This is a genomic window from Cupriavidus sp. USMAA2-4 (assembly GCF_001854305.1).
Lineage (GTDB): Bacteria > Pseudomonadota > Gammaproteobacteria > Burkholderiales > Burkholderiaceae > Cupriavidus > Cupriavidus malaysiensis.
This window is the reverse complement of the sequence record NZ_CP017748.1, coordinates 4,261,261-4,285,580: the sequence shown is the minus strand read 5'-3', so window position 1 is coordinate 4,285,580 and position 24,320 is coordinate 4,261,261. Positions and strand designations below refer to the sequence as shown.

Annotated in this window: 19 protein-coding genes and 2 tRNA genes; 11 read left to right on the top strand and 10 right to left on the bottom strand. The window is 68.6% G+C overall.

Going from position 1 to position 24,320, the window contains the following annotated elements; genetic code table 11:
* The first annotated feature begins 115 nt into the window (after positions 1–115).
* Positions 116–2,203 carry a M3 family metallopeptidase gene (locus tag BKK79_RS19135; RefSeq protein ID WP_071013535.1) on the top strand — a complete coding sequence of 696 codons (2,088 nt, stop codon included), beginning with the start codon at positions 116–118 and terminating at the stop codon, positions 2,201–2,203.
* A 635-nt stretch (positions 2,204–2,838) separates the two neighbouring features.
* On the opposite strand, the gene BKK79_RS41140 is transcribed toward BKK79_RS19135, so the two are convergent.
* Positions 2,839–3,459, bottom strand: a complete 621-nt coding sequence (locus BKK79_RS41140; protein ID WP_198173291.1) for a hypothetical protein — start codon at positions 3,457–3,459, stop codon at positions 2,839–2,841.
* Positions 3,460–3,620: 161 nt separating this feature from the next.
* Here BKK79_RS41140 and BKK79_RS19120 point away from each other — a divergent pair, with 161 nt between their 5' ends.
* From BKK79_RS19120 to hpaR, 3 genes are all read left to right on the top strand, one after another.
* On the top strand, positions 3,621–4,160 hold the full coding sequence (locus BKK79_RS19120) for a 2'-5' RNA ligase family protein (protein WP_071038246.1): 540 nt from the start codon (positions 3,621–3,623) through the stop codon (positions 4,158–4,160).
* 213 nt (positions 4,161–4,373) lie between these two features.
* Complete coding sequence (gene xth / locus BKK79_RS19115) at positions 4,374–5,168, top strand: exodeoxyribonuclease III (protein WP_071013546.1); 795 nt, start codon at positions 4,374–4,376, stop codon at positions 5,166–5,168.
* Between the two features lie 103 nt (positions 5,169–5,271).
* Complete coding sequence (gene hpaR / locus BKK79_RS19110; RefSeq protein WP_071038245.1) at positions 5,272–5,724, top strand: homoprotocatechuate degradation operon regulator HpaR; 453 nt, start codon at positions 5,272–5,274, stop codon at positions 5,722–5,724.
* Positions 5,725–6,005: 281 nt separating this feature from the next.
* On the opposite strand, the gene BKK79_RS19105 is transcribed toward hpaR, so the two are convergent.
* Complete coding sequence (locus tag BKK79_RS19105; RefSeq protein ID WP_071013551.1) at positions 6,006–6,269, bottom strand: DUF1488 domain-containing protein; 264 nt, start codon at positions 6,267–6,269, stop codon at positions 6,006–6,008.
* Between the two features lie 269 nt (positions 6,270–6,538).
* On the opposite strand from BKK79_RS19105, the gene BKK79_RS19100 reads away from it, so the two are divergent.
* A tRNA-Lys gene (locus tag BKK79_RS19100) sits at positions 6,539–6,614 on the top strand.
* Positions 6,615–6,804: 190 nt separating this feature from the next.
* Here BKK79_RS19100 and BKK79_RS19095 read toward each other — a convergent pair.
* Positions 6,805–8,196: an 8-oxoguanine deaminase gene (locus BKK79_RS19095; protein ID WP_071013554.1), complete on the bottom strand. Its 1,392-nt coding sequence runs from the start codon at positions 8,194–8,196 to the stop codon at positions 6,805–6,807.
* Positions 8,197–8,412: 216 nt separating this feature from the next.
* Positions 8,413–9,321, bottom strand: a complete 909-nt coding sequence (locus tag BKK79_RS19090; RefSeq protein ID WP_071038244.1) for a LysR family transcriptional regulator — start codon at positions 9,319–9,321, stop codon at positions 8,413–8,415.
* Between the two features lie 184 nt (positions 9,322–9,505).
* On the opposite strand from BKK79_RS19090, the gene BKK79_RS19085 reads away from it, so the two are divergent.
* From BKK79_RS19085 to BKK79_RS19075, 3 genes are all read left to right on the top strand, one after another.
* Positions 9,506–9,581 (top strand) — tRNA-Lys (locus BKK79_RS19085).
* Between the two features lie 431 nt (positions 9,582–10,012).
* Positions 10,013–10,972, top strand: coding sequence for a tripartite tricarboxylate transporter substrate binding protein BugE (locus tag BKK79_RS19080; protein ID WP_156811373.1), 960 nt, complete (start codon positions 10,013–10,015; stop codon positions 10,970–10,972).
* A 244-nt stretch (positions 10,973–11,216) separates the two neighbouring features.
* Positions 11,217–11,531: a hypothetical protein gene (locus BKK79_RS19075; RefSeq protein ID WP_071038569.1), complete on the top strand. Its 315-nt coding sequence runs from the start codon at positions 11,217–11,219 to the stop codon at positions 11,529–11,531.
* 88 nt (positions 11,532–11,619) lie between these two features.
* Here the strand turns inward: BKK79_RS19075 and BKK79_RS19070 are convergent, their stop codons facing one another.
* On the bottom strand, positions 11,620–13,158 hold the full coding sequence (locus BKK79_RS19070; protein WP_071013561.1) for an acetyl-CoA hydrolase/transferase family protein: 1,539 nt from the start codon (positions 13,156–13,158) through the stop codon (positions 11,620–11,622).
* 297 nt (positions 13,159–13,455) lie between these two features.
* On the opposite strand from BKK79_RS19070, the gene BKK79_RS19065 reads away from it, so the two are divergent.
* Both BKK79_RS19065 and BKK79_RS19060 read left to right on the top strand, forming a co-directional pair.
* Positions 13,456–13,929, top strand: coding sequence for a hypothetical protein (locus tag BKK79_RS19065; RefSeq protein ID WP_071013564.1), 474 nt, complete (start codon positions 13,456–13,458; stop codon positions 13,927–13,929).
* A gap of 131 nt (positions 13,930–14,060) precedes the next feature.
* Entirely contained in the window at positions 14,061–18,941 is a 4,881-nt protein-coding gene (locus tag BKK79_RS19060) for an NAD-glutamate dehydrogenase (protein WP_071013566.1), read from the top strand.
* Positions 18,942–18,965: 24 nt separating this feature from the next.
* Here BKK79_RS19060 and BKK79_RS19055 read toward each other — a convergent pair whose 3' ends face one another.
* The 3 genes from BKK79_RS19055 to BKK79_RS19045 all read right to left on the bottom strand — a co-directional run bounded on the left by BKK79_RS19055 (position 18,966) and on the right by BKK79_RS19045 (position 21,460).
* Positions 18,966–19,280: a hypothetical protein gene (locus BKK79_RS19055; protein WP_071013569.1), complete on the bottom strand. Its 315-nt coding sequence runs from the start codon at positions 19,278–19,280 to the stop codon at positions 18,966–18,968.
* A gap of 118 nt (positions 19,281–19,398) precedes the next feature.
* Positions 19,399–20,337: a 2-hydroxyacid dehydrogenase gene (locus BKK79_RS19050; protein WP_071038243.1), complete on the bottom strand. Its 939-nt coding sequence runs from the start codon at positions 20,335–20,337 to the stop codon at positions 19,399–19,401.
* Between the two features lie 115 nt (positions 20,338–20,452).
* Positions 20,453–21,460 (bottom strand): Bug family tripartite tricarboxylate transporter substrate binding protein, encoded by a 1,008-nt coding sequence (locus BKK79_RS19045; RefSeq protein WP_071038242.1) that lies wholly within the window; start codon positions 21,458–21,460, stop codon positions 20,453–20,455.
* Here BKK79_RS19045 and BKK79_RS19040 point away from each other — a divergent pair.
* The gene (locus BKK79_RS19040; RefSeq protein ID WP_071038241.1) at positions 21,459–21,701 is read left to right on the top strand and encodes a hypothetical protein; all 243 of its coding nucleotides are present in this window, start codon (positions 21,459–21,461) and stop codon (positions 21,699–21,701) included. The two genes, BKK79_RS19045 and BKK79_RS19040, sit on opposite strands and share 2 nt — an antisense overlap.
* Before the next feature lie 17 nt (positions 21,702–21,718).
* Here BKK79_RS19040 and BKK79_RS19035 read toward each other — a convergent pair whose 3' ends face one another.
* Together BKK79_RS19035 and araD are read right to left on the bottom strand one after the other, a co-directional pair.
* A complete protein-coding gene (locus tag BKK79_RS19035) occupies positions 21,719–22,438 on the bottom strand; it encodes a ribonuclease activity regulator RraA (RefSeq protein ID WP_071038240.1) in 720 nt (239 codons plus the stop codon).
* 69 nt (positions 22,439–22,507) lie between these two features.
* On the bottom strand, positions 22,508–24,247 hold the full coding sequence (gene araD / locus BKK79_RS19030; protein WP_071013579.1) for an L-arabinonate dehydratase: 1,740 nt from the start codon (positions 24,245–24,247) through the stop codon (positions 22,508–22,510).
* Positions 24,248–24,320: the final 73 nt, after the last annotated feature.

Below are 24,320 nucleotides of genomic sequence, written 5' to 3'. Positions count from 1 at the left end.
CGCGCCGCCTGCGCCGCACCCGCCACATCCGGGGGTGGAAATGCGGCGCACCGCCCCCATCTGCCGGATATCGCCTGACTGCCTGACGCCCGGGCCCGCCAACCAGAGAACCGCCATGGACCAAGCCTCCCAAGCCAACGCCAACCCGCTGCTCGACTTCAGCGGCCTGCCGCGCTTCGCCGAAATCCGCCCCGAGCACATCACGCCTGCGCTGGACATCCTGCTGCAGGCTGCCGAGGCGGCCGTCGCGCGCGCCGAGGACCCGGCCACGCCGGCCACCTGGGAAGAGGCCGTCACGGCCCTGGAAGCCGCCACCGAGCCGCTGGGCCGCGCCTGGGGCGTGGTCGGCCACCTGAGCGCCGTGGCGGATTCGCCCGAGCTGCGCAAGGCGCACGCTGACAACCTGCCGCGCATGACCGAATTCTGGTCCTCGCTCGGCCAGAGCCTGGCGCTGTTCGAGAAGTACAAGGCGCTCTCGCAGAGCGAAGCCTTCGCGCAGATGAATGCCGCGCGGCGCCAACTGATGGAGAACGAACTGCGCGGCTTCCGCCTGGGCGGCGCGGAACTGCCGGAGGCGCAGAAACCGCGCTTTGCCGAAATCCAGGAGGAGCAGGCCCGGCTGTCGAAGGACTTCTCCGATCACGTGCTGGATGCCACCAACGCCTACGCGCTCTACGTAGACGATGCCGAGCGGCTGCAGGGCCTGCCCGAGGACGTGCGCGAAGCGGCCCGCCTGGCCGCCGGCAAGGACGGCAAGGACGGCTGGAAGTTCACGCTGCACTTCCCTTCCTACTTCCCGGTGCTGCAGTACGCGGATGACCGCGCGCTGCGGCAGACCCTGTACGAGGCCAACGTCACCCGTGCCTCGGAACTGGGTGCGCAATACGGCAACGGTCAGGCCCAGTGGGACAACACCGGCAATATGCGCCAGCAGCTCGCGCTGCGCGGCGAAGAGGCGCGCATGCTCGGCTACCGGAACTACGGCGAGGTCTCGCTGGTGCCGAAGATGGCGCAATCGCCTGCCGACGTATTGCGCTTTCTCGATGAACTGGCGGCCAAGGCCCGCCCCTTCGCCGAGCGCGACTGGGCGGAATTGCAGGATTTCGCCGCCAAGGAGCTCGGCCTGGCCGCGCTGCAGCCCTGGGACGTGGCCTACGCCTCGGAAAAGCTGCGGCAGCAGCGCTACGCCTTCTCCGAACACGAGGTCAAGCAGTACCTGCCCGAGCACAAGGTGCTGCAGGGCCTGTTCGGCGTCGCCGAGAAGCTGTTCGGCGTGCGCATCGCCGCCGAGCAGGCACAGACCTGGCATCCGGACGTGCGCTTCTTCCGCGTCACCTCGGCCCAGGGCGAGCTGCTGGCGCAGTTCTACATCGACCTCTACGCACGCGAAGGCAAGCGCGGCGGCGCCTGGATGGACGACGCGCGCGGCCGCAAGCGCCTCGCCGACAACGGCCTGCAGACCCCGGTCGCCTACCTGACCTGCAACTTCTCGGCACCGGTCGGCGACAAGCCGGCGCTGTTCACCCACGACGAGGTGATCACGCTGTTCCACGAGTTCGGCCATGGCCTGCACCACATGCTGACCCAGGTGGACGAACTCGGCGTGTCAGGCATCAACGGCGTCGAGTGGGACGCGGTCGAGCTGCCGTCGCAGTTCATGGAGAACTTCTGCTGGGAGTACGAGGTCCTGGCCGACATGAGCGCGCACGCCGAAAGCGGCGCGCCGCTGCCGCGCGTGCTGTTCGACCGCATGCTGGCCGCCAAGAACTTCCAGAACGGCATGATGACGCTGCGCCAGATCGTCTTCTCGTCTTTCGACATGCACCTGCACACCGACTACGACCCGCAAGGCGAGACGTCCGTGCTGGCACTGTCGCGTGAAATCAACGACCGCGTGCACGTGGTGCCGCAGCACCCGCTTTCGCGCTGGCCCAACACCTTCAGCCATATCTTCGCCGGTGGCTACGCGGCCGGCTACTACAGCTACAAGTGGGCAGAAGTGCTGTCGGCCGATGTCTATGCCGCCTTCGAGGAGGCCGGCAAGCTCTCGGGCAGCGTGCTGGACAACGAGACCGGCGCGCGCTACCGCCGCGAGATCCTGGCCGTCGGCGGCAGCCGGCCGGCCATGGAGTCCTTCATCGCCTTCCGCGGCCGCGAGCCGCAGATCGACGCGCTGCTGCGCCACGGCGGCATGGCGGCCTGACCGGCTGACCGCGGCGGTATCCCGCGCCGGGACCGCCGCCATCGGCTACGCACAGGGCGGCGCCGGGGAGACCCGGGCCGCCCTGTATTTCTTGTCCGGCCGCCGCAGCCAGAACAAACTGCCCTGCGGCCCGCCTGCCCCCCCCTTGTGCGCCGACGCGGCATCTTCCTCCCGGCACCGGCCATCCCGCCCAGGCAATTGGATCATTGGATCATTGGAGTGGGGAGGAAGGAAATGCCAGGCGGGAATCGGTGCCAGGCGCAAAGCGCAGCCCTAGCCCGGCCATGGCGAGCCTTTGCCACCGCGCGATGCACCCGCCCGGCGTGGCAGGCACCGACCGGTCTCAGCGATTCAGTGGACCAGGCCCTCCAAGTATTTCAGCGCCCTGCCGCGGGAGATTCCACTGCGCGTCTTCCCGTCCATGCCCGGGCCACTGCGCAAGGGCAAGGGCAAGTCGATGGGACCAGCGGCCCGGACGGCATGGCCATCGATACGCACGACCGCCTCTTCGTCGCCCACCCCAGCCCGGGCTGGGGTCTGGGTCCTGAACCGGTGCGGCGAGTCCGACGCCATCCTCACCAACCCGACAGGGGCCACCGCCACGCCATTCCGGACGCGCAGAACGCGCGGGACGCTCAAGCCGCTGCCTGGGCGGCGGCGTCCTGCGGCGCCAGCGCCTGTTCGAGCCATTGCAGGACAAGGGCGTCGTGCAGCGCCTCGTACATCGCCTCGCGCCGCGGGAAATAGCGCTCGCCCTCGGCATCCGTCGCCATGGCGAAGGCATCGTCGACGGCCAGCCTGTCCAGCACCCGGCGCGACACCACTTCAGCGACGAGCTCCGCCTCCTGCGGCCAGGCTTCGCGCCCCGACCGCTCGGCGAGGCGCGCCAGCACCGCCTTGGCCAGCGCGCTGGCGCCCTGCAGGCGCGGCAGCCATTGGCCGAGCGCCTGCGCCATGCCGGGCTCCAGCGCCAGCGAAAATCCCTCGCGGTACTGCGGCACGCCCGGCACGCGCGCCGCCATGCACAGCAGTTCGTCTCCCGCCAGGCGGATCTCCTGCGGTCCGAACGTGCCGCGCGACTCGGCATGCCCGAGCGCGCTCCAGCAATCCAGGGCCGTCGCCTCGGGCGCACCGGTCGCAATGATGCGCACCGCACCGGCCCCCGCGCCGCCAGGCTCCATGTCCGGGTGCAGGTCGAGGCCGATCCGCTCGCCGGTGATGGAGATGCCCGCCATGTAACGCTCAACGGTTGTCATGACAAGATTTCCTCCCACGTTGGTGCACATCGATGCCGCCCGCCTGCCGCAGGCTTGCTTGTATCTTAGAACCCAATCGACAATGGCGATGTGACGCTGTGCTGGCTGCAGCACGGGTTCCGGACCTTGCACCGGCTTTCCCGCAACCGCATGCCCCGACCATGACCACGCTCTACACACTTGCCTATCCCCGGCTTCACCCCGAGGACGGCCACCGCATCGAGGCGTTCCGCCGCGCCCACGATCCGCACGCCGCCCTGCTGCCGGCCCACTTCACGCTCGTGTTCGGCTGCGACAGCATTGCCACGGAGACCTACCTGCGACACGTAGAGGCGGTCTGCCGCCAGGCACGCCCGCTCGACTTTGTCTGCCGCTATGCCATGCCGGCCGCAGACGGCCCGGCACGAGCCTATGTCTATCTCGTCCCCGACCAGGGCTTCAGCGGACTCTCGCGGCTGCACGACACGCTGTGCCGCGGGCCGCTGGCGGGCGCACTGCGGCTCGACCTGCCCTACATCCCGCACATCACGCTCGGCACCGCCGATCCCGCCACGGCCAAGCTGGCCAGCGACCGGCTCAACACCCCCGGCATCGAGATCCCCGGCCGCGTCGACACCGTGACCGTCGCCGCCATGGACGGCGGCGAGCTGCGGCACCTGGCGGAGTTTCCCCTCGGGGCATCGCCAGGCACCATGGCCTGAGGGAGCGGCTGCCGGCGCGCGGTTGCCGCTGGTACACTCCGCCTCGTAAAGATCGGCCCGCGCTCGAGCGGCATCGCTGCGGAGAGCATTGAGGCCCTCCTGAGCGGGCCGAGAGTCTAGCGAAACCCAATCGGGTAGCCAGCCGGGTAGCCAGAAAGAGATTTCCTTGGTCGCCTACCCCAAGGCCTTATCCGGACTAGGACACGAGAATCTATGCGCATTGCCACCTGGAATGTCAACTCGCTGAAGGTACGCCTGCCCCAGGTACTGCAATGGCTGACCGAGCAGGAACAGGCCGGTACGCCGATCGACGCGCTGTGCCTGCAGGAACTGAAGCTGCCCGACGACAAGTTCCCGGCCGCGGAACTGGCGCAAGTCGGCTACCGTGGCCTCTACACCGGCCAGAAGACCTACAACGGTGTCGCCATCCTGGCACGCACGGCCAGCCTGCCGGAGCCGACCGACACCTTGCTCAATATTCCCGGCTTCGAGGATGAGCAGCGCCGCGTGGTCACTGCCACCTATGGCGACCTGCGGCTGGTCTGTGCCTACTTCCCCAACGGCCAGTCGCCCGAGTCGGACAAGTTCGTCTACAAGCTGAAGTGGCTGGAGGCGCTGACGGCCTGGCTGAAGGACGAGCTGACGCGCCATCCGCGACTGGCATTGCTGGGCGACTTCAATATCGCGCCGGAAGACCGCGACGTGCACGACCCCGCCAAGTGGGAAGGCCAGAACCTGGTGTCGCCGCCCGAACGCGCCGCCTTCCGCGGCCTGCTCGAACTGGGCCTGGCGGATGCATTCCGGCGCTTCGAGCAACCGGACAAGAGCTTCACCTGGTGGGACTACCGCATGCTCGGCTTCCGCCGCAACGCCGGCCTGCGCATCGACCACATCCTGCTGTCGCCGGCACTGGCCGACCAGTGCAGCGCCTGCGTGATCGACCGCGTGCCGCGTACCTGGGAACAGCCCTCGGACCATACGCCGGTGGTGGCCACGCTGGCCGGCTGATACGCCACGGCGGGACGGCAGGGCATGCCGCGCCGCCGCTGCGCTACACTGCCCGCAGACCCACGCGCCCGACAGCGCCAAGATGACCATGCCAGAGCCCAGGATGAAACCGGCCGCCTTCCGCCATCGCAACCTCCCCCACCTGCTGCTGCAAGCGCGCGAAACCCTGATGGCCGGCTTCCGCCCGATCCTGCGCCAGTATGGCGTGACCGAACAGCAGTGGCGCCTGATGCGTACGCTCAACGAGCAAGGCGAGATGGAGCCCAACCAGCTCGCCGATGCCTGCCTGATCCTCAGCCCGAGCCTGACCCGCATGCTCAGCAGCATGGAAGAGGCCGGCCTGATCCATCGATCCCGCTCGACCACGGACCAGCGCCGCCAGTTGATTTCACTGACCGACCTGTGCCGGAACCTGGTCGCGGAAATGGAGCCCCTGATCGATCGCCGCTACGGTGAACTGGAACAACTGATCGGTGCCGATCGGCTCGCCAAGGTCTATGCCGCCGTCGACGAGATGCTGATGTGCTTCGGCGAGGAAACCGCCGAGCGGCCTTGAACGCATCGCCGCGTCGGAAGCCGCAAGACGGCCGTTCGGAACGAAGCGTCAGGGACGACAGGAAAACGAACCGCACGATCCGCGTGCAGGCACGCAGGCGGCAGGAGCCACGGGAACTGCGAAGCGGGACTGAGGGATGACGGTTGGGACGCTGCGTGGAATGCCGCTAGGCTGGACGACGGTCCGGTAGGGAGCGATCAGGCAAGGGATGGTTGACAGCGAGGCGGGCGTCCGCGGCAATCTGCGCGCCTGGCCGGAAGGCAGGCCGCGGCAACGCCACCTCAGAGCGGTGCCACGTGGGCGCGCTTGACCACGATGGGTTGTGCGGCACCCTGCTCGATCAGCACGACCGCAGCGCGCTCGATGGTCTCGCGCCCGGCACGGAATGCCTCTTCGAGCGACAGCACCTGATCGGCGCTGAAGCCTTCCCACAGCGCCTCGCGCGTCACCACGCAAGTCACCTTTTCGCCATTGACAATGGCATGGAACAGCAAGCCTTCGTTATTGATGTCGTAGCGCTCTTGCTCTTGGAATTTGATTTCCATCGGTACAGCCCTCCATATGCAAGTGAGCAAACATCCTAACATGGCTCCGTGCAAATCGTGAGCGCGCGCCAGCCATGCCCTCTGTGCGGGAAGACCACCGGCAGCGCCGGGAGTTCCGCGCCATGCGCTGCCGGCGCAGGCGTGCGCACCCGCGCCTAATGCACGCCGCAAGCGCCGCAAAGAAGGTGCGCTCGCCCCCTTGCCGAAAGGGATCACGCAAAAAGATTTGACAGATCTGAAAATGCTGATAGAATCTCGTTCTTCTTCGGGGGGTGTTAGCTCAGTTGGTAGAGCAGCGGACTCTTAATCCGTAGGTCGAGTGTTCGAGTCACTCACGCCCCACCACCGAATTCCCAGAAAAACCGGAAGCCTCGCCGCTTCCGGTTTTTTGCTTTTGGCGGGCGATTTTCGCTTTCGGCGGACCGCTTCCGCTTCCTCGCGCCGGCTTGGCGGTTTCATCGCAGCAGAAGCGCGGACATCACGTGCGCAAGGCGCGCCGGAAGCACCCTGTGCCGCCCACCGCCCGAGCCGCAGCTCAGGCACCGCCGTGCCGGGCACGCTCGTACAGCGTGCGGGCCAGCGCGCGATGGCGCTCCAGCACCCGCGGCAGCTCGACTGTCAGCAGTTCGCCGTCGCGCACCACCACTTTGCCGTGGATCACGCTGAGCGACACCTTGCCCGGCGTGCAGAACACCAGCGCCGCCACCGGATCGTGGCCTGCTCCGGCATAGCCCACATCCGACATGTCAAAGGCGACGAAGTCGGCCGACATGCCCGGCGCCAGCGCGCCGATGTCGTCACGGTTGAGCACGCTGGCCCCGCCCAGCGTGGCGATCTCCAACGCCTCTCGTGCACTCATTGCCGCGGGGCCGTAGCCCACGCGCTGCAGCAGCAGCGCCTGGCGCGCCTCGCCGAGCATGTGGGCGCCGTCGTTGGAGGCGCTGCCGTCGACGCCCAGCCCCACCTTGACGCCGATGTCGCGCATGGCGCGCACGGGCGCGATACCGGAGGCGAGCCGCATGTTCGAGCAAGGGCAATGGGCCACGCCGGTCCCGGTGCGGGCGAACAGCGCCATGCCAGCCTCATCCAGCTTCACGCAATGCGCATGCCACACATCGTGGCCGATCCAGCCGAGGTCTTCCGCATATTGCGCCGGCGTCAGGCCGAACTTCTCGCGCGAGTAGGCGATGTCGTTGTCGTTCTCCGCCAGGTGCGTATGCAGCGACACACCGTACTGCCGCGCCAGCAGCGCCGACTCGCGCATCAGCTCGCGCGACACGGAGAACGGCGAGCACGGCGCCAGCACGACCCGCAGCATGGCGTGCCGTTGCGCGTCGTGGTACTGCTCGACCAGGCGCTGGCTGTCGCGCAGGATGGCGGCTTCGTCCTCGACCACCGCATCGGGCGGCAGGCCGCCCTGGCTGCGGCCGACGCTCATGGAACCACGCGCCGCATGGAAGCGCATGCCCATGGCCTGCGCCGCAGCGATCGAATCGTCCAGGCGCGCCCCGTTCGGATACAGGTAGAGGTGATCGCTGGTGGTGGTGCAACCGGACAGCATCAGCTCCGCCATGGCGGTACGGGTCGAGATATCGATCATCTCGGGCGTCAGGTGGGACCACAGCATGTAGAGACTGGTCAGCCAGCCGAACAGCTCCGCGTCCTGCGCGGCGGGCACCGCGCGCGTCAGGCTCTGGTACATGTGATGGTGGGTATTGACCAGGCCGGGGATGACCACATGGCCGCGCATGTCCAGCACCTGGGCGCGGCCTTCGTCGATCTGGCGGCGATAGGCCACGGGCAGGTCCGCGGTGGCGCCCACCCATTCGACGGCGGGCCCCTGCGCGACCAGCGCGCCGCCGGCGATCTCGCGCCGGCCGGCATCCATGGTGACAAGCACGTCGGCGTTGAGCAGGATCAGCGTCATGGACAGGCTCCGATATCGATGCAGCAAGGAAAGGGAAAAACCCGGCAACGCTGCGCGGCAGACGCCTCGACAGGCGGAGCGACCGCGCCCGGGATGGACGGGGCCCAGTCTAGGGGCGGGCCGGGGCCGGCGCCAAGCGCAGAATTGCGCCGACGCTGTCCACAAAAGTTGCACAGCGCCGCCGCGGCGTGCGTGGCCGCGTCCGGCGCGGAAAACTCAGCCCAGTTCCGCCGAGCGCGCCGCCAGCTCCGCTTCGAGCGCCTGCGCGAACAGCTTCACGGCCACCGCCGCCCCGCCCTGCCGGCGCGCCACCAGCGTCAACGCCTGCCGCCGCAGGTGAGCGTCGCGCAACGGCACATAGGCCAGCTCCCCACGGCGGCGCGCCTCGACCACATCGAGCGGGTTGAGCCAGGCCACGCCGGCCCCGGTCGCCGCCAGGCGCTGGATCAACGCGGTCGACGTGCTTTCGACCGCCGCCACCGCCACCAGCCCCTCGTGTGCCAGCGCCTCGTCGAGGATGGCGCGGATCGACAGCGCCGGCGCCGGCAGGATCAGCGGATGCCCCAGGCAGTCGGCCAGTCGGAGCGCCTGCGCGCCGGCGAGGGGATGACCCGGCGCCATGACCGCACCGATACCCCAATCGCTGCCCGCCAGCACGCGTAGCGACGCATGCGCGGGGAGGTCGTAACCCAGCCCGAGATCCACGTCGCCCGCAACGACGGCAGCGGCGATCGCCTCGACCGGCAGGTCGAGCAGCCGCACCACGATGCCGGGATGGCGCGCCCGGAATGCGCCGACCAGCGCGGGCATCAGCGAAGCGGCCAGGCCGGACGTAGTGGCCAGCGCAACCTCGCCACGGCGCGCGCCCTTGAGCTCCTCCACGCGCCCGAGCAGGGCAGCATGTTCACGCAAGGTCTGGCGCACGTGGGCCAGCACCATCTCGCCCAGCGGCGTCAAGCGCAGCCGCTTGCCGATACGTTCGAACAGCGGCGCGCCCAGCTCGGCCTCGAGGTCGAGAATCTGGCGATTGACTGCGGTCGGCGCGACGTGCAGCACCTCGGCCGCCTTGCGGATGGAACCGCAACGGACCACCTCGTCGAGATAACGCAGGACTCTGGCATGCATGGCGTGATGAAGAGAAGCGGAACAAGGGCGAGACGCCAGCGCGGACCCGCACCGGCGGCGATGCACGATGCCGCGCCCCATGGCGACATCGCGCATGCTCTCACGACCTGCCGCCGCCAGAAAAAATTTGAATTCGGTGCTTGCGCGATCGGAATAGCCTTGCTAGAATTTCGTTCTTCTTCGGGGGGCGTTAGCTCAGTTGGTAGAGCAGCGGACTCTTAATCCGTAGGTCGAGTGTTCGAGTCACTCACGCCCCACCACCGAATTCCCAGAAAAACCGGAAGCCTCACCGCTTCCGGTTTTTTGCTTGGGTGCTTTGGAAGCGTTGGGTCCGCCCGGATTCGGGCGAAGCAACGGTCGCCGTCACCCCTGACTTCCCGCGACTGCGCCGCCACGGTTGCCGCCACTCAGCGGCAACCGCACCACCGCTGCCCGCGCCCATATCCAAGCAGCGCCCCCCCCTTTCAGGTTTTTCCGACTCCGCGCAAGCCGGGTAGTTACCGATTCCGCGGGCCGTGCTTTCGCGCTTGAATGGCGACCCAGCCCATATTGCGAAACAGAGTTCCGCTTAACGGAACCAGACGCGATCCCCGACGCAAGCGGGCTGCCTGTGCGGGTAGCGCCGGGCCTTGCTGCCGGGCTTCCGCAAACGAACAAAGCATAGTTGGAGGCATTCTTGAAATTCGCATCGATCGCCGGCGCCGTCGCCGCGCTTGTCGCCGCCATCCCGGCGAGCACCGCCCTGGCTCAGTCCTATCCCACCAAGCCGATCCGCCTGATCGTGCCGTTCGCGGCCGGCGGCACCACCGACATCGTCGCACGCTCGGTCGCCGACGGCATCGGGCGCGAGCTGGGCCAGCCCGTCGTGGTCGAGAACCGCGGCGGCGGCGGCGGCGCGATCGGCGCCGACGCTCTCGCCAAGTCGGCCCCGGACGGCTACACGCTGGGCATCGCCACGGTCAGCACCATGGCGACCAATCCGGCCACCAACGCGCGCAATCCCTATGACCCGATCAAGGATTTCGCGCCGATCAGCAACCTCGTCAACGTGCCCAACGTCCTGACGGTCAACCCGAAGGTACCGGCCAAGAGCGTGCACGAGTTCGTCACGCTGCTGAAGAGCAACCCGGGCAAGTTCAGCTACGCCTCGGCCGGCAAAGGCAGCATCTCCCACCTGGACGGTGAACTGTTCAAGTTCCTGACCAAGACCGACATGGTGCACATCCCCTATCGCGGATCGGGTCCGGCGCTCAACGATACGCTGGCCGGCCAGGTCAGCGCGCAGTTCGACAACCTGCCCTCCTCCATGCCCTTCATCCAGGCGGGCAAGCTGCGCGCGCTGGCGGTGGCCGCGCCCAAGCGCGTGGAAGGCCTGCCCGACGTGCCGACCTTCGCCGAGGCCGGCATGAAGGACATGAACAACATGGCCTGGTACGGTCTGGTCGCGCCGGCCAATACGCCGGCCGCCGTGATCGCGCGCGTGCACGACGCCGCCGTCAAGACCCTGCAGGACCCGGCGGTGAAGAAGCGCCTGGCCGACAGCGGCGCCTATACGGACGGCAATACGCCGCAGCAATATGCGGCGCAGATCAAGCGCGAACTGGAAATGCGCAAGAAGATCGCGCATGACCAGAACATCACGCTGGAGTAAGCTGCACGTCGCCCGGCCGGCAACGAACCGGCCGGGCGCCCCCATCCGGATGGCCGGCGCCTCATCTGCGTTCGATTATCGGCGGTACTTTTGATCTGGCGCAGGCTGGCGTCATGCGAGAAAGCGTTCAATCGAATTAGAGGAATGTTTCACCTCGCGGGGACTTGAGGCCGGGCGGCCCGCCCCGATATCGTAGTCAGCGCCGCGCGCATGCCGCGCGAGGCCATCACTAGCGAGGAAGATGATGCTGAAGAAGACCGTCTCTACCCTGGCCCTGGCCACTCTTGCGTTCACCGCCATGGCGCCGCTGGCCCATGCGCAGAAGAACTACACGGAGGGCGGCGACCTGTACGGCGGCGCGCACAGCGCGCAGAAGAAGAAGACCGACCCGACCGGCTCGGCCGCGCGCAAGGGCAAGTTCGATCCGTACAGCGAAGGTGCCCGCAAGAAGTCGACGGAGGCCAACCTGAACCCCGCCGCCGGCAAGGCCGACCCGTACACCGACGGCGCCAAGGCCGGCAAGTTCGACCCCTACACCGACGGCGCCAAGAAGCAGTAAGCACCGGCGCGGCCGGCGCAAGCCCGGCCGCGCGCCGATGCGCACGGCCACGGCCCGCCGCGACCGTGGCCCCGGGCCCGCCCCGCGCTCACGCGCAGGCGGGCTCTTTCTTTTGCACGGCAGCCGCCAGCGGACCATCCTCGCGCATCGAACCGTGGTCGCGATAGCGCAGGTGCCAGGCGAATGCCTCTTCCAGCAGATGCGGCGTCTGGCCGCCACGCACGCTGGCGCGCGCGACGTAGTCGCGCAGGGCATCGCGATAGAGCGGGTCGGCACAGTGGTTGATGATCTCCCGCGCGCGCTCGCGCGGCGCGAGACCGCGCAGGTCCGCCAGGCCGTGCTCGGTGACGATGATGTCGACGTCGTGCTCGGTGTGGTCGACGTGGGCCACCATCGGCACCACGCTGGAGATATTGCCACCCTTGGCGATCGACTTGGTCACGAACACCGACAGGTGGGCATTGCGGGCGAAATCGCCGGAGCCCCCGATGCCGTTCATCATGTGCGTGCCCAGCACGTGGGTGGAATTCACGTTGCCGTAGATATCGCACTCCAGCGCGGTATTGATGGTGATCAGTCCCAGCCGGCGGATCACTTCCGGGTGGTTGCTGATCTCCTGCGGGCGCAGCAGCACGCGCGAACGGTAGTGGTCGAGCCGGCTGAGGAAGCGCGCATAGACATCGCGCGACAAGGTGACCGAGGACGCCGAGGCGAAGCTCAGGCGCCCCGCGTCGAGCAGTTCGATGGTGCTGTCCTGCAACACCTCCGAATACATCTTCAGGTCGGAGAAGGGCGAGTCGATCAGGCCGTGCAGCACCGCATTGGAGATGGTGCCGATACCCGCCTGCAGCGGCTGCAGCGAGGGCGACAGCCGGCCGGCGCGCACCTCGCGGTCGAGGAAGGCGATCAGGTGCCCGGCGATCTGCCGGGTCTCCGCGTCCGGAGGCAGCACGTTGGACGGGCTGTCGTCCTTGGCCGTGATCACGATCGCGGCGATCTTCTCCGGATCGACCGGGATGTACGGCAGGCCGATACGCTGGTCGACGGAGATCAGCGGGATCGGCTGGCGGTGGGGGCGCTGCACCGGGAAGGCGATGTCGTGCAGGCCTTCGAGCGCCAGCGGCATGTTCAGGTTGATCTCGACGATCACCTTCTTGGCCAGCATGGCGAAGCTGGCGGAATTGCCCACCGAGGTCGTCGGCACGATGCCGCCCTGCTCGGTTATGGCGGCCGCCTCCACCACCGCCACGTCGATCGGCGCGATCTGCCCGCCGCGCAGTTGCTCCACGGTCTCGGACAGATGCTGGTCGATGAACATGACCTCACCCGCGTTGATCTTGCGGCGCAGGGTCTCGTCCGACTGGAAGGGCAGGCGGCGCGCGATCACGCCCGCCTGCGACAGGACCTTGTCGATGTCGTTGCCGAGCGAGGCGCCGGTCATCAGGGTGATGCTGAACGGCTCGTCTGCCGCGCGGCGCGCCAGCGCGAAGGGCACGGCCTTGCAGTCGCCGGCCCGGGTGAATCCGCTCATGCCGACCACCATGCCGTCTCGAATCAGCTTGGCGGCCTCGTCGGCCTCCATCACCTTGTCATGGAGCCGGGGCAGGCGGATGCGTTCTTGGTACATCAGAGTGTCTCCTTCAGCGGAGGCGCCCGCCGCGGCCACACGCCGCTGCGGCGCGCACCGCAAGTGCATGCAGAAGTGTACGAAGGCTTTCACATTCCCGCGGGGATTTAAAGTCATACGATTAAGTCGATTTTTTCATGAAAATCCTGCGTCATATCTCGCCCTGCTCCCCTCACGCCTTCATCCGCCGGATAGCGCACCATGCCCCCACGCAGCCGCGGGATATCGGCGCCATGCTGCATCGCACTCAGGCCTTTCTGCTAGGGTGTCGGCAAACCCGAAGGAGACACGCCGTTCATGCCATCCAGTGCACTCGAAGCCAGCGAACCCCTGATCCTCGCCTTGACCGACGCCATGACTGCCTGGCAAGGCGCGCTCGAACTCACCCTGTCCGCCGCCGGGCTGAGTTACGTGAAGTGGCTGCTGCTGCGCGCCATCGCACGCGGCAATTTCACGCGCGGTGCCGCCCTGTGCGGTCCGGTGCTGATCGATCCCCCTTGGTCCGAGAGACTGCTGCGCGAACTGCGCGACGACGGCTGGCTGAGTTTCGCGGGCAGCGAGGCGCCGCGCATCCGCACTGACGCGGAAGACCGGGTACGGCGCGTCTGGCAGGCCGTCAAGGCCCTGCACTCGGTATCGGTGGCCCCCTTCAATGCACAGGAACGGGTCGCGCTGGGATCGCTGCTTGAACGCATGAAAGGCACCCTGCACGACCACACCGGGCGCCAGCGCCGCCTCGCGCCGGCTCAGGAGACCGAAGCGGCCTCCTGAGCCGGTGCGGCCCGGGCCGCCGGCACGGGCCGCATGGCAGTGCATCACGCGAAATTCCCCGGCGGGACCGCTCCGGCCGCGCAGATTGCCTAAAGTGGGAGCATGCACAAGCACCTCGCCGGGGAGGCAACATGCTGCCGCAACAAGAAGACAAGGTCGCACAACGCCTGGATGCGCTGATCGAGTTCGCGCGCGGGCGCCTGCCCCAGGCCACGGCGCCGGTGGTCGAGCCGTTCCTGCGCCACTACTATGACCTCAGCGACGCGGAGGATCTGCTGCAGCGCGACGTGGCCGACCTCTACGGCGCGGCCATGGCCCACTGGCAGACCGCACGCAAGTTCGTCTCGGGCACGGCCCGCCTGCGCGTCTACAACCCCCGGCTGGAGGAGCACGGCTGGCACTCCGACCACACCGTGGTGGAGATCGTCAACGACGACATGCCCTTCCTGGTCGACTCGGTGACGATGGAAGTCAATCGCCAGGGGCTGTCATTGCATTCCGCGCTGCATCCGGTCTTCCGCGTCTGGCGCGACGCCCATGGCGCGATCGCCCGCGTCAGCCTGGGCACCGCCGATGCCGGCGGCGCGACGGAGGCATCGCGCCTCGAATCGTTCATCCACTTCGAGATCGACCGCTGCAGCGAGGCGGCACAGCTCGAGGCCTTGCGCACCGGCGTCGCACGCATCCTCGGCGACGTGCGCGCCGCGGTCGACGACTGGCCGGCCATGCAGGACACGGCACGTGCGACCATCGCGACCATGGCAGGCGCCGCCGACGCCGCCACGCCATATGCCGCCGAGGCACGCGCCTTCCTGCAGTGGATGATCGACGACCATTTCTGCTTCCTCGGCCAGCGCGACTACCAGTTGATCAGCCAGGACGGGCGCTACTTCCTGCGCGGCCTGCCGGACTCCGGCTCCGGCATCCTGCGCCCCAGCCTGCGCGACCCGGCTGCCGAAGAGCTGACGCCGCTGCCGGCGGCAGCCTCCACCATCATTGCCGGCGACTCGCCGATCTTCCTCACCAAGGCCAATTCGCGCGCCACCGTGCACCGCCCCGGCTACCTCGACTACATCGGCATCAAGCTGCTCGATGCCGACGGCAATCTGTTCGGCGAGCGCCGCTTCGTCGGCCTGTACACCTCCACGGCCTATATGGTCTCCAGCGGCGAGATTCCGCTGGTGCGCCGCAAGTGCGCCAACATCCTGCAGCGCGCCGGCTTCCTGGCACGCGGGCACCTGTACAAGTCCCTCACCACCATCCTCGAGCAATATCCACGCGACGACCTGTTCCAGGCCGACGAGGAAGAGCTGTACGTCAACGCGCTGGGCATCCTGCGGCTGCAGGAACACCAACGGGTTCGACTGTTCGTGCGCCGCGACCGCTTCGACCGTTTCGTCTCCTGCCTGGTCTTCGTGCCGCGCGATCGCTATAACACGGACCTGCGCCAGCGCCTGCAGAAGCTGCTGGTCGAAGCCTTCAACGGCCAGGGCTGCGAATTCACGCCGTTGCTGTCGGAAGCACCGCTGGCGCGCATCCAGATGATCGTGCGCGGCGCGCCCGGCACCATGCCGCAGGTCGACACCGCCGAACTCGAAGCCCGTATCGTGCAGGCCACGCGCCGCTGGCAGGACGACCTTGCCGACGCCCTGCTCGCCGCCAGCGGCGAGGCCGCCGGCAACCGGCTGCTGCGCCGCTATGCCGAGGCCTTCCCCGCCGGCTACCGCGAGGACTACCCGGCGCGCAGCGCAGTACGCGATGTCGAGCTGGCCGAAGCCGCCAGCCATGGCAACGGGCTGGCGATGAACCTGTACCGCCCGATCGAGGCTCCGGCCGGCATGCTTCGGCTCAAGGTCTACCATGTCGGCGCGCCGATCGCGCTGTCGCACAGCCTGCCGCTGCTGGAACACCTCGGCGTGCGCGTCAACGATGAACGCCCCTACCGCATCGAGCCGGCCGGCGCGGCGCCGCTCTGGATGCACGACTTCGGCCTGGAGCTCGCCGACGGCGCGGAAAGCGGAAGCGGTCGCGCCGCCGAGGGGCTCGATCTGCATATCGATCGTGTCAAGGCCCTGTTCGAGGATGCCTTCGCCCAGGCCTGGGACGGACGCATCGAAAGCGACGACCTGAACCGCCTGGTGCTGCGCGCCGAGCTGGCAGCGCGCGACGTCACCATCCTGCGCGCCTATGCCAAGTACCTGCGCCAGGCCGGCGCGCCGTTCAGCAACGCCTACATGGAACGCGCGCTGACCGGCAATCCGGAGATCGCGGCGCGGCTGGTCACGCTCTTCATCACCCGCTTCGACCCGGCCGGGCCCGAGACGGCACGCGCCGAACGCTGCCAACAGTTGCTGGAGGCAATCGACAGTGCGCTGGACCAGGTTCCCAGCCTCGACGAGGACCGCATCCTGCGCATGTTCCTCGGCGTGATCGAAGCCACCGTGCGCACCAACCACTTCCAGCGCGGCGCCGATGGCCTGGCCCACCCCTACTTGTCGGTCAAGCTGGACCCCTCCCGCGTGCCGGGCCTGCCCGAGCCCCGCCCGATGTTCGAGATCTGGGTCTACTCACCACGCGTGGAAGGCGTGCACCTGCGCGGCGGCCGCGTCGCGCGTGGCGGCCTGCGCTGGTCGGACCGGCGCGAGGACTTCCGCACCGAGGTGCTCGGCCTGATGAAGGCGCAGATGGTCAAGAACACAGTGATCGTACCGGTCGGCTCCAAGGGCGGCTTCGTCGTCAAGCGTCCGCCACCGCCCAGCGAGCGCGACGCCTGGCTGCAGGAAGGCGTGGCCTGCTACCAGCTGTTCCTGCGCGGCCTGCTCGACCTGACCGACAATCTTGCCGGCGGCGCGGTCGTCCCGCCAGCCGATGTGGTCCGCCTGGACACCGACGACCCCTACCTGGTCGTCGCCGCCGACAAAGGCACAGCCAGCTTCTCCGACTACGCCAATGCGATCTCGGCCGAATACGGCTTCTGGCTGGGCGATGCCTTCGCCTCCGGCGGCTCGGTCGGCTACGACCACAAGAAGATGGCCATCACTGCGCGCGGCGCCTGGGAATCCGTCAAGCGCCACTTCCGCGAGATGGGCGTCGACACGCAGAACAACGACTTCACCGTGGTCGGCATCGGCGACATGTCGGGCGATGTGTTCGGCAACGGCATGCTGCTGTCGCCGCATATCCAACTGGTGGCCGCCTTCGACCATCGCCATATCTTTCTCGATCCCGCCCCGGATCCGGCGTCCAGCCTGCAGGAGCGCGAGCGCCTGTTCGCGCTGCCGCGCTCGAGCTGGGCGGACTACGACAGCCGCCTGATCTCCGCCGGCGGCGGCGTGTATCCGCGCAGCGCCAAGGCGATCGCGCTGTCGCCCCAGGTACGGGCCGCGCTCGGCACCGAAGCCACCTCCCTGTCGCCGGCTGAGCTGATCCATGCCATCCTGCTGGCGCCGGTCGACCTGCTCTACAACGGCGGCATCGGCACCTACGTCAAGGCGAGCAGCGAGACGCACCAGCAGGTGGGTGACCGCACCAACGACGCGGTACGGGTCAATGGTGCCGACCTGCGCTGCAAGGTGGTCGGCGAAGGTGGCAATCTCGGCTTCACCCAGCTCGGCCGCATCGAGTTCGCCCGCCGCGGCGGGCGCATCAATACCGATGCCATCGACAATTCCGCCGGGGTCGACTGCTCCGACCACGAGGTCAATATCAAGATCCTGCTCGGCCTGGTGGTGGCCGACGGCGAGATGACCGAGAAGCAGCGCAACAAGCTGCTGGCAGAGATGACCGAGGAAGTCGGGCAACTGGTGCTGCAGGATAACTACTTCCAGACCCAGGCGCTGTCGGTCGCCAGCCGCTATGCGGCCGAGCTGCTGGGCCCGGAGGCCCGGCTGATCCGCTCCCTGGAGCGCGCCGGCCGCCTCAACCGCCCGCTGGAGTTTCTCCCTTCCGACGACGACATCGCCCAGCGCAAGGCCGCCGGCGCGGGGCTCACCACGCCGGAGCGCGCCGTGCTGCTGGCCTACAGCAAGATGTGGCTGTACGACGCGCTGCTGGCCTCGGAGGTGCCGGACGACCCGCTGGCCGTCGGCTTGCTGGTGGACTACTTCCCGCAGCCGCTGCGCGAGCGCTATCGCGACACCATGGCACACCATCCGCTGCGGCGCGAGATCCTGTCGACCCACCTGACCAACCTGCTGATCAACCGGATCGGCGCGACCTTCGTGCACCACGTGATGGAGGAAACCGACGCGGCGGCGGCCGATATCGTGCGTGCCTGCATGATCGCGCGCCGCGTGTTCGGGCTCGAGCCGCTCTGGCAGGAGATCGATGCGCTCGACAATCGCGTGCCCGATGCCCAGCAGGCGCAGATGTTCGCCGCCGTGGCCCGCCTGATGGCACGTGCGGCCCTTTGGCTGCTGCGCCACCTGCGCAACGGAGCCGGCCTGCCGGCCGGCAGCGCGGAACGCTTCGCCAGCGCCGCGGCATGGCTGACGCCGCAGTTGCCGGCACTGCTGGACGAGGCCGGTGCGGCCGCCCTGGCCGAGCGCCGCCAGGCGCTGCTCGATGCCGGCGTGGGCGGAGAACTGGCCTTGCGCGTCGCAGCGGGGGAAATCAGCGCTGCGGCGCTGGACATTGCGGAAGTGGCGGCGGACACCGGGCGCGACCTCGCGGTCGCCGCCGGCGCGTATTTCGCGCTCGATGCCCTGCTCAGCTTCGGCTGGCTGCGCGATCGCGCGCTGGCGCTGCCGGTGGACACGCGCTGGGACCTGCTGGCACGCACCTCGATGCTGGAAGACCTGAGCAGACTGCGGCGCGTGCTGACCGCCAGCGTGCTATCGCAACCACACGAGCCGGACACGCCGGAAGCGCTGATCGCTGCCTGGCGGGCCAACCGGCAGGAACGGCTCGAGCACTACGCGCAGATGCTCGCCGAACAACGCGCCAGCGGTGCCGGCGGACTGTCTGTGCTGTCGGTCGCGGTGCGCGAGATCGGATTGCTGGAGCGGTGCTGAAGCCTGCACCGTCCCGGTGCAGGCTCAGTCCTGCTGTTCGGCCTCGCGCGCGCGGAGTTCCAGCCCGAAACGGATGAAGAGATCAAAGGCGTCAGCGAGCAGGTGCTGTTGCCGCGGCAGCAGGCTGGCGTAGGGCATGTCGAAAATCGACTGGTGTGCGCCGCGATCACCCTTGAGCCCCTTGTCGCGGGCGATGTCCGACAACAGGGCGGCAAAGCCTGTCAGGTCTTCCGCATCCAGCGCGGCATTGAGGACGCGGGCAATCACCTGCGGCGAGGCGCCGGTCCAGCCAAGCAGTTCGGCATTGGCGGCCCCATGGGAATGGTCACTTTGCTTCATGCCCACGTTAACGTCGCCACCGGGACAGCCTTTAGCTGGCGGCGCCGCACCCCACCCCCTACGAAGGTTGGGTATGTCCAGCCACTGCCCGAGGCGCCGCGCGCGCCGGCGAACGGCGTCAGATGGCCGCTTCGCGCACCTTGCCATGCAGGAAAAAGTGCGCGAGATTCCGTTCCACCAGGTCCGCCATGGCCTGCCGTGTCTCGCGCGTGTTGCTGGCGATATGCGGCAGCAGCACGACGTTGTCCAGGCCGAGCAAGGCATCCGGCACCTCGGGTTCGTGCGCGAAGACATCGAGCCCGGCACCGCCCAGCCGGCCTGCTGCCAGTGCGCGCACCAGCGCCTCTTCGTCGACCACGCTGCCGCGTGCGATGTTGATGAGGAAGCCCTGCGGACCGAGCGCCTCGATCACCGACGCCGAGACCAGGCCGCGCGTCTGCGGCCCGCCGGCGGTGGCGATGACCAGGAAGTCAGACCAGCGCGCCAGCGCCTCCAGCGATGGCTCATGCGCATACGGGACGCCATCTGCCGGCCCGCGGGTGTGGTAGCGGACCTCCATGTCGAAACCCTGCGAACGGCGCGCGATCACCTTGCCGATGCGGCCCATGCCGACGATGCCCAGCCGCTTGCCGCTGACCCGCGTGCTCAGCGGGAACGCCGCGCGCGGCCAGTCGCCGCGCCGCACGAAGCGGTCGGCCGCGCTGATGCCGCGCGCCACGTCCATCAGCAGCGCGAAGGCGGCATCGGCGACGCAGTCGTTGAGGACATCGGGCGTGAAGCCGACCGCGATGCCGCGCGCGCGCGCCGCCTCCAGGTCGATCTTGTCCAGGCCGACGCCGAAGCTCGAGATCACGCGCAGGGCGGGCAAGGCACCGATCAACCCGGCATCCGCGCCGTGCGCCGCGCGCGTGGTCAGCGCCACGAACTCGTGGCCATGCGCGGCGAGAAAGGCGGCCGGATCGCGCTCCTGCCAGAAGGGATGGACATCGTATTGCGCCGCCAGGCGCGCCTCGAGCGCGTCAGGCAGTCTGCCGTGCTGCAACAAACGGGGTTTCATCGCTGCGTTTCCTGTTTCCTGGTGATGGTCGATCCTGGTGGTGGTCGAACGTGATTGGAGAGGAACCGGAGTCCTGTCTCCAGGATTCGCGGCTCCGCACACTTGTGGCTCGCCACTAGTCCAGGCTCACATGCCGGTCCTGGATGATCCTGGCGAAGCGCTGGCTGTCGGCGGCGATCTGCGCGGCGAACTGCGCCGGCGTGCTGCCCACCGGAATCGCGCCCTGCTCCAGCAGGCGCGCACGCACCTGCGGGTCCGCCACGGCCTGCCGTACGCCGTCGGCGATCTTGTCGACGATGGCCTGGGGCGTGCCCGGCGGCGCCAGCAGGCCGGCCCAGGAGCCCGACTCCGCGCCGCCGATGCCCGCTTCGGCCAGCGTCGGCACACCGGGCAGCACGGGCGATCGCACCTTGCCCGTCACCGCCAGCGCGCGCAGCTTGCCCGCCTTCACGTGCCCGGCGGTTTCCAGGATGGAGGCGAACAGCATGTCGACATTGCCCGCGATCAGGTCGCCCATGGCGGCACCACCGCCCTTGTAGGGCACGTGCAGCATCTCCACGCCGGTGGCCGCCTCGAAGATCTCCGCCGTCAGGTGCGGCGTGCCGCCCTGCCCCGAGCTGGCGAAGGTGAGCTTGCCCGGGCGGGCCTTGGCGAGCGCGACCAGCTCGCGCGCGCTGGCGGCCGGCAGCTTCTCGGTCACCACCAGCACGAAGGGCAGTTCCGCCATCAGGCTGACCGGCACGAAGGCGTCGGGCTGGTAGTTGAGCTTCTTGTACAGCCAGCGATTGGCCGCCTGGGTACCGGCATTGCCGGATACCAGGGTATAGCCGTCGGGACGGGCACGCGCAGCCACCTCCAGCCCGACGTTGCCTGCCGCGCCCGGCCGGTTGTCGACCACCACCGGCTGCCCCCACAGCTGCGACAGCTTCTGCGCCACCAGCCGCGTGGCCAGGTCGGTGCCGCCGCCCGGTGCGAACGGCAGGATGATGGTGACGGGCCTGGCCGGCCACGCCTCCGCCGCTGCCGCCATCCGCGCGGGCAAGGCCGCCAGCGCCGCGCAGATTGCCGCCAGCACGGCTGCGCCGCGCGCCATCCGTCCCATCTGCAGTCCGATGTATTTCATGTCCGCGCTCCCCCTCGTGATCCATGGCATCGCCCGCCGTCAGCTGGTCGAACAGGAACGGCACCTCGCCGGCCGCCACGTCCTGCAGCGCCTGCGGGCTGCGTGTCATGTTGTCTCCTGCGCGGCCGGTGCGTGCCGGCCGTCGTCGATGGTGCAGGCCGGCGCCACCCACGGGCTGGCGTCCGGTGCCGGTGATTCCGATGCCGCCGCGGCGGCGCTCAGCGAGCGCGTGCCGGCGTAAGCGGCCGTCAGCGGCCGTCAGCGGCCGTTGGCGACACGCCAGGCAGCGAAGTCGCTGCGGGCACGCTCGTCTGTCGGCGGATAGAGGCCGATGATGGAACGGCCGCGCAGCACCTCCTCGGTGACGAAGTCCTCGAACGCGGTCATCTCGACCGCCTCCTGGACGATCTCCGTGGCCAGGTGGCGCGGGATCACCACCACGCCCTCGCCATCGCCGACGACGACATCGCCCGGGAACACTGCCACATCGCCACAGCCCACCGGCACATTGATATCGATGGCCTGGTGCAGGGTCAGGTTGGTCGGCGCCGACGGCCGCTGGTGGTAAGCGGGCATGCCCAGGCGTGCGATCTCGGGGGAGTCGCGGAAACCGCCGTCGGTGACGATGCCCGCGCCGCCACGCTGCATCAGCCGCGTCACCAGGATCGAGCCGGCCGAGGCCGCGCGCGCATCCTTGCGGCTGTCGATCACCATCACCGCACCGGGCGGGCACTGCTCGATCGCCTGGCGCTGCGGGTGGTTGCGGTCCTGGAATACGGTGATCGGGTTGAGGTCTTCGCGCGCGGGGATGTAGCGCAGCGTGAAGGCCTCGCCGACCATGGGTCCGGCCTCGGGGTTCAGCGGCCGCACGTCCTGGATGAACTGGTTGCGCAGGCCGCGCTTGAACAGCGCGGTGCACAGCGTGGCGGTGCTGACGGTCTTGAGTTGATCGCGCAGGGTCTGGCTGAGTTCGCTCATGGCGTTGGGGGCTCGCAGGCTGGGCACCTGGCTCCCGCGGCGGAAGCCGGGTGCGTGAGGGTCGATCGGTCAGTAGATGCTCGGCTCGCCGACGGGGGCGCCGAAATCGGTCTGCAGGAAGTCGAAGTCGCAGCCGTCGTTGGCCTGGCGGATATGGCGCGAGAACATCCAGCCATAGCCGCGCTCGAAGCGCGGCGGCGGCGGCGTCCATTGCGCGCGCCGGCGCGCCAGCTCCTCGTCGCTGACCTCGAGATGGATGCTGCGCCGTCCGATGTCGACGGTGATGTGGTCGCCGGTGCGCACCAGGGCCAGCGGGCCGCCGATATACGACTCAGGTGCCACGTGCAGGATGCAGGCGCCATAGCTGGTACCGCTCATGCGTGCATCCGACATCCGCAGCATGTCGCGTACGCCCTGCTTGACCAGCTTCTTGGGGATCGGCAGCATGCCCCACTCGGGCATCCCCGGCCCGCCCTGAGGGCCCGCATTGCGCAGGATCAGGACGTGGTCCGCGCTGACATCGAGGTCCTCGTCGTCGATCGCCGCCTTCATCGACGGATAGTCGTCGAACACCAGCGCGGGGCCGGTGTGGCGGAAGAAGCGGCGCTCGCAGGCGCTCGGCTTGATCACGCAGCCGTCGGGGGCGATATTGCCCTTGAGGACGGCCAGCGCGCCTTCTTCGTAGAGGGCCTGTTCGAGCGGCCGGATCACGTCATCGTTGCAGACCTCGGCACCGGCGATGTTCTCGCCCAGGGTGCGGCCGGTGACGGTGAGCGTCTCCAGGTCGAGCAGGCCGCGCAGCCGGCTCATCAGCGCCGGCAGGCCGCCGGCATAGAAGAAGTCCTCCATCAGGTAGGTATCGCCGCTGGGTCGGATATTGGCGATAACCGGCACCCGGCGGCTGGCGGCGTCGAAATCGTCCAGGCCGATCTCGCAGCCGGCGCGCCGCGCCATGGCGATGACGTGGATGATCGCATTGGTCGAGCAGCCCATCGCCATTGCCACCACGATGGCATTGAGGAAGGCAGCGCGGGTCTGGATGCGCGCCGGCACCAGGTCCTCCCACACCATGCCGACGATGCGCCGGCCCGCCTCAGAGCACATGCGGATGTGGTTGGCGTCGGCTGCCGGGATCGAGGACGCGCCCGGCAGCGTCATGCCGATGGCTTCGGCGATGGCCGTCATCGTGCTGGCCGTGCCCATCGTCATGCAGGTACCGTGGCTGCGCGCGATGCCGCCCTCGATGCCGGTCCATTCCGCATCGCTGAGCTTGCCGGCACGGCGCTCGTCCCAGAATTTCCAGGCATCCGAGCCCGAGCCCAGCACCTTGCCCTTCCAGTTGCCGCGCAGCATCGGCCCGGCCGGCACATAGATGGCCGGCACGCCGGCGCTGGTGGCACCCATCAGCAGGCCCGGCGTGGTCTTGTCGCAACCGCCCATCAGCACCACACCGTCGACCGGATGCGAGCGGATCAGCTCTTCGGCCTCGATCGCCAGCAGGTTGCGATAGAGCATGGTGGTCGGCTTGACCGCGCTCTCCGACAAGGAAATGGCCGGCAGCTCGACCGGGAATCCGCCCGCCTGCAGCACGCCGCGCTTGACGTCTTCCACGCGCTGCCTGAAGTGTCCGTGGCAAGGATTCAGATCGGACCAGGTGTTCAGGATGGCGATGACGGGCTTGCCCATCCACTCCTCGGGCGCGTAGCCCATCTGCATGATGCGGGAGCGATGGCCGAACGAGCGCAGGTCGTCCGGCGCGAACCAGCGGGCGCTGCGCAGCGCCTCAGGCGTCTTCTTGGGTGCGGTCATGTCTCCTCCGATGCGGTGGCCGCCGGCGGCGACACGGAGCGGCGGCGCCCCGCGGACGATGCATCGTCCGGGC

Coding starts and splice junctions, on each gene's coding strand:
- BKK79_RS19040 (WP_071038241.1), top strand. CDS start 21,459: ATGTCCGCGCTCCCCCTCGTGATCCATGGCATCGCCCGCCGTCAGCTG.
- BKK79_RS19070 (WP_071013561.1), bottom strand. CDS start 13,158: ATGTACCAAGAACGCATCCGCCTGCCCCGGCTCCATGACAAGGTGATG.
- araD (WP_071013579.1), bottom strand. CDS start 24,247: ATGACCGCACCCAAGAAGACGCCTGAGGCGCTGCGCAGCGCCCGCTGG.
- BKK79_RS19075 (WP_071038569.1), top strand. CDS start 11,217: ATGCTGAAGAAGACCGTCTCTACCCTGGCCCTGGCCACTCTTGCGTTC.
- BKK79_RS19095 (WP_071013554.1), bottom strand. CDS start 8,196: ATGACGCTGATCCTGCTCAACGCCGACGTGCTTGTCACCATGGATGCC.
- BKK79_RS19120 (WP_071038246.1), top strand. CDS start 3,621: ATGACCACGCTCTACACACTTGCCTATCCCCGGCTTCACCCCGAGGAC.
- BKK79_RS19035 (WP_071038240.1), bottom strand. CDS start 22,438: ATGAGCGAACTCAGCCAGACCCTGCGCGATCAACTCAAGACCGTCAGC.
- BKK79_RS19060 (WP_071013566.1), top strand. CDS start 14,061: ATGCTGCCGCAACAAGAAGACAAGGTCGCACAACGCCTGGATGCGCTG.
- BKK79_RS19065 (WP_071013564.1), top strand. CDS start 13,456: ATGCCATCCAGTGCACTCGAAGCCAGCGAACCCCTGATCCTCGCCTTG.
- xth (WP_071013546.1), top strand. CDS start 4,374: ATGCGCATTGCCACCTGGAATGTCAACTCGCTGAAGGTACGCCTGCCC.
- BKK79_RS19135 (WP_071013535.1), top strand. CDS start 116: ATGGACCAAGCCTCCCAAGCCAACGCCAACCCGCTGCTCGACTTCAGC.
- BKK79_RS19090 (WP_071038244.1), bottom strand. CDS start 9,321: ATGCATGCCAGAGTCCTGCGTTATCTCGACGAGGTGGTCCGTTGCGGT.
- BKK79_RS19055 (WP_071013569.1), bottom strand. CDS start 19,280: ATGAAGCAAAGTGACCATTCCCATGGGGCCGCCAATGCCGAACTGCTT.
- BKK79_RS19050 (WP_071038243.1), bottom strand. CDS start 20,337: ATGAAACCCCGTTTGTTGCAGCACGGCAGACTGCCTGACGCGCTCGAG.
- BKK79_RS19105 (WP_071013551.1), bottom strand. CDS start 6,269: ATGGAAATCAAATTCCAAGAGCAAGAGCGCTACGACATCAATAACGAA.
- BKK79_RS19045 (WP_071038242.1), bottom strand. CDS start 21,460: ATGAAATACATCGGACTGCAGATGGGACGGATGGCGCGCGGCGCAGCC.
- hpaR (WP_071038245.1), top strand. CDS start 5,272: ATGAAACCGGCCGCCTTCCGCCATCGCAACCTCCCCCACCTGCTGCTG.
- BKK79_RS41140 (WP_198173291.1), bottom strand. CDS start 3,459: ATGACAACCGTTGAGCGTTACATGGCGGGCATCTCCATCACCGGCGAG.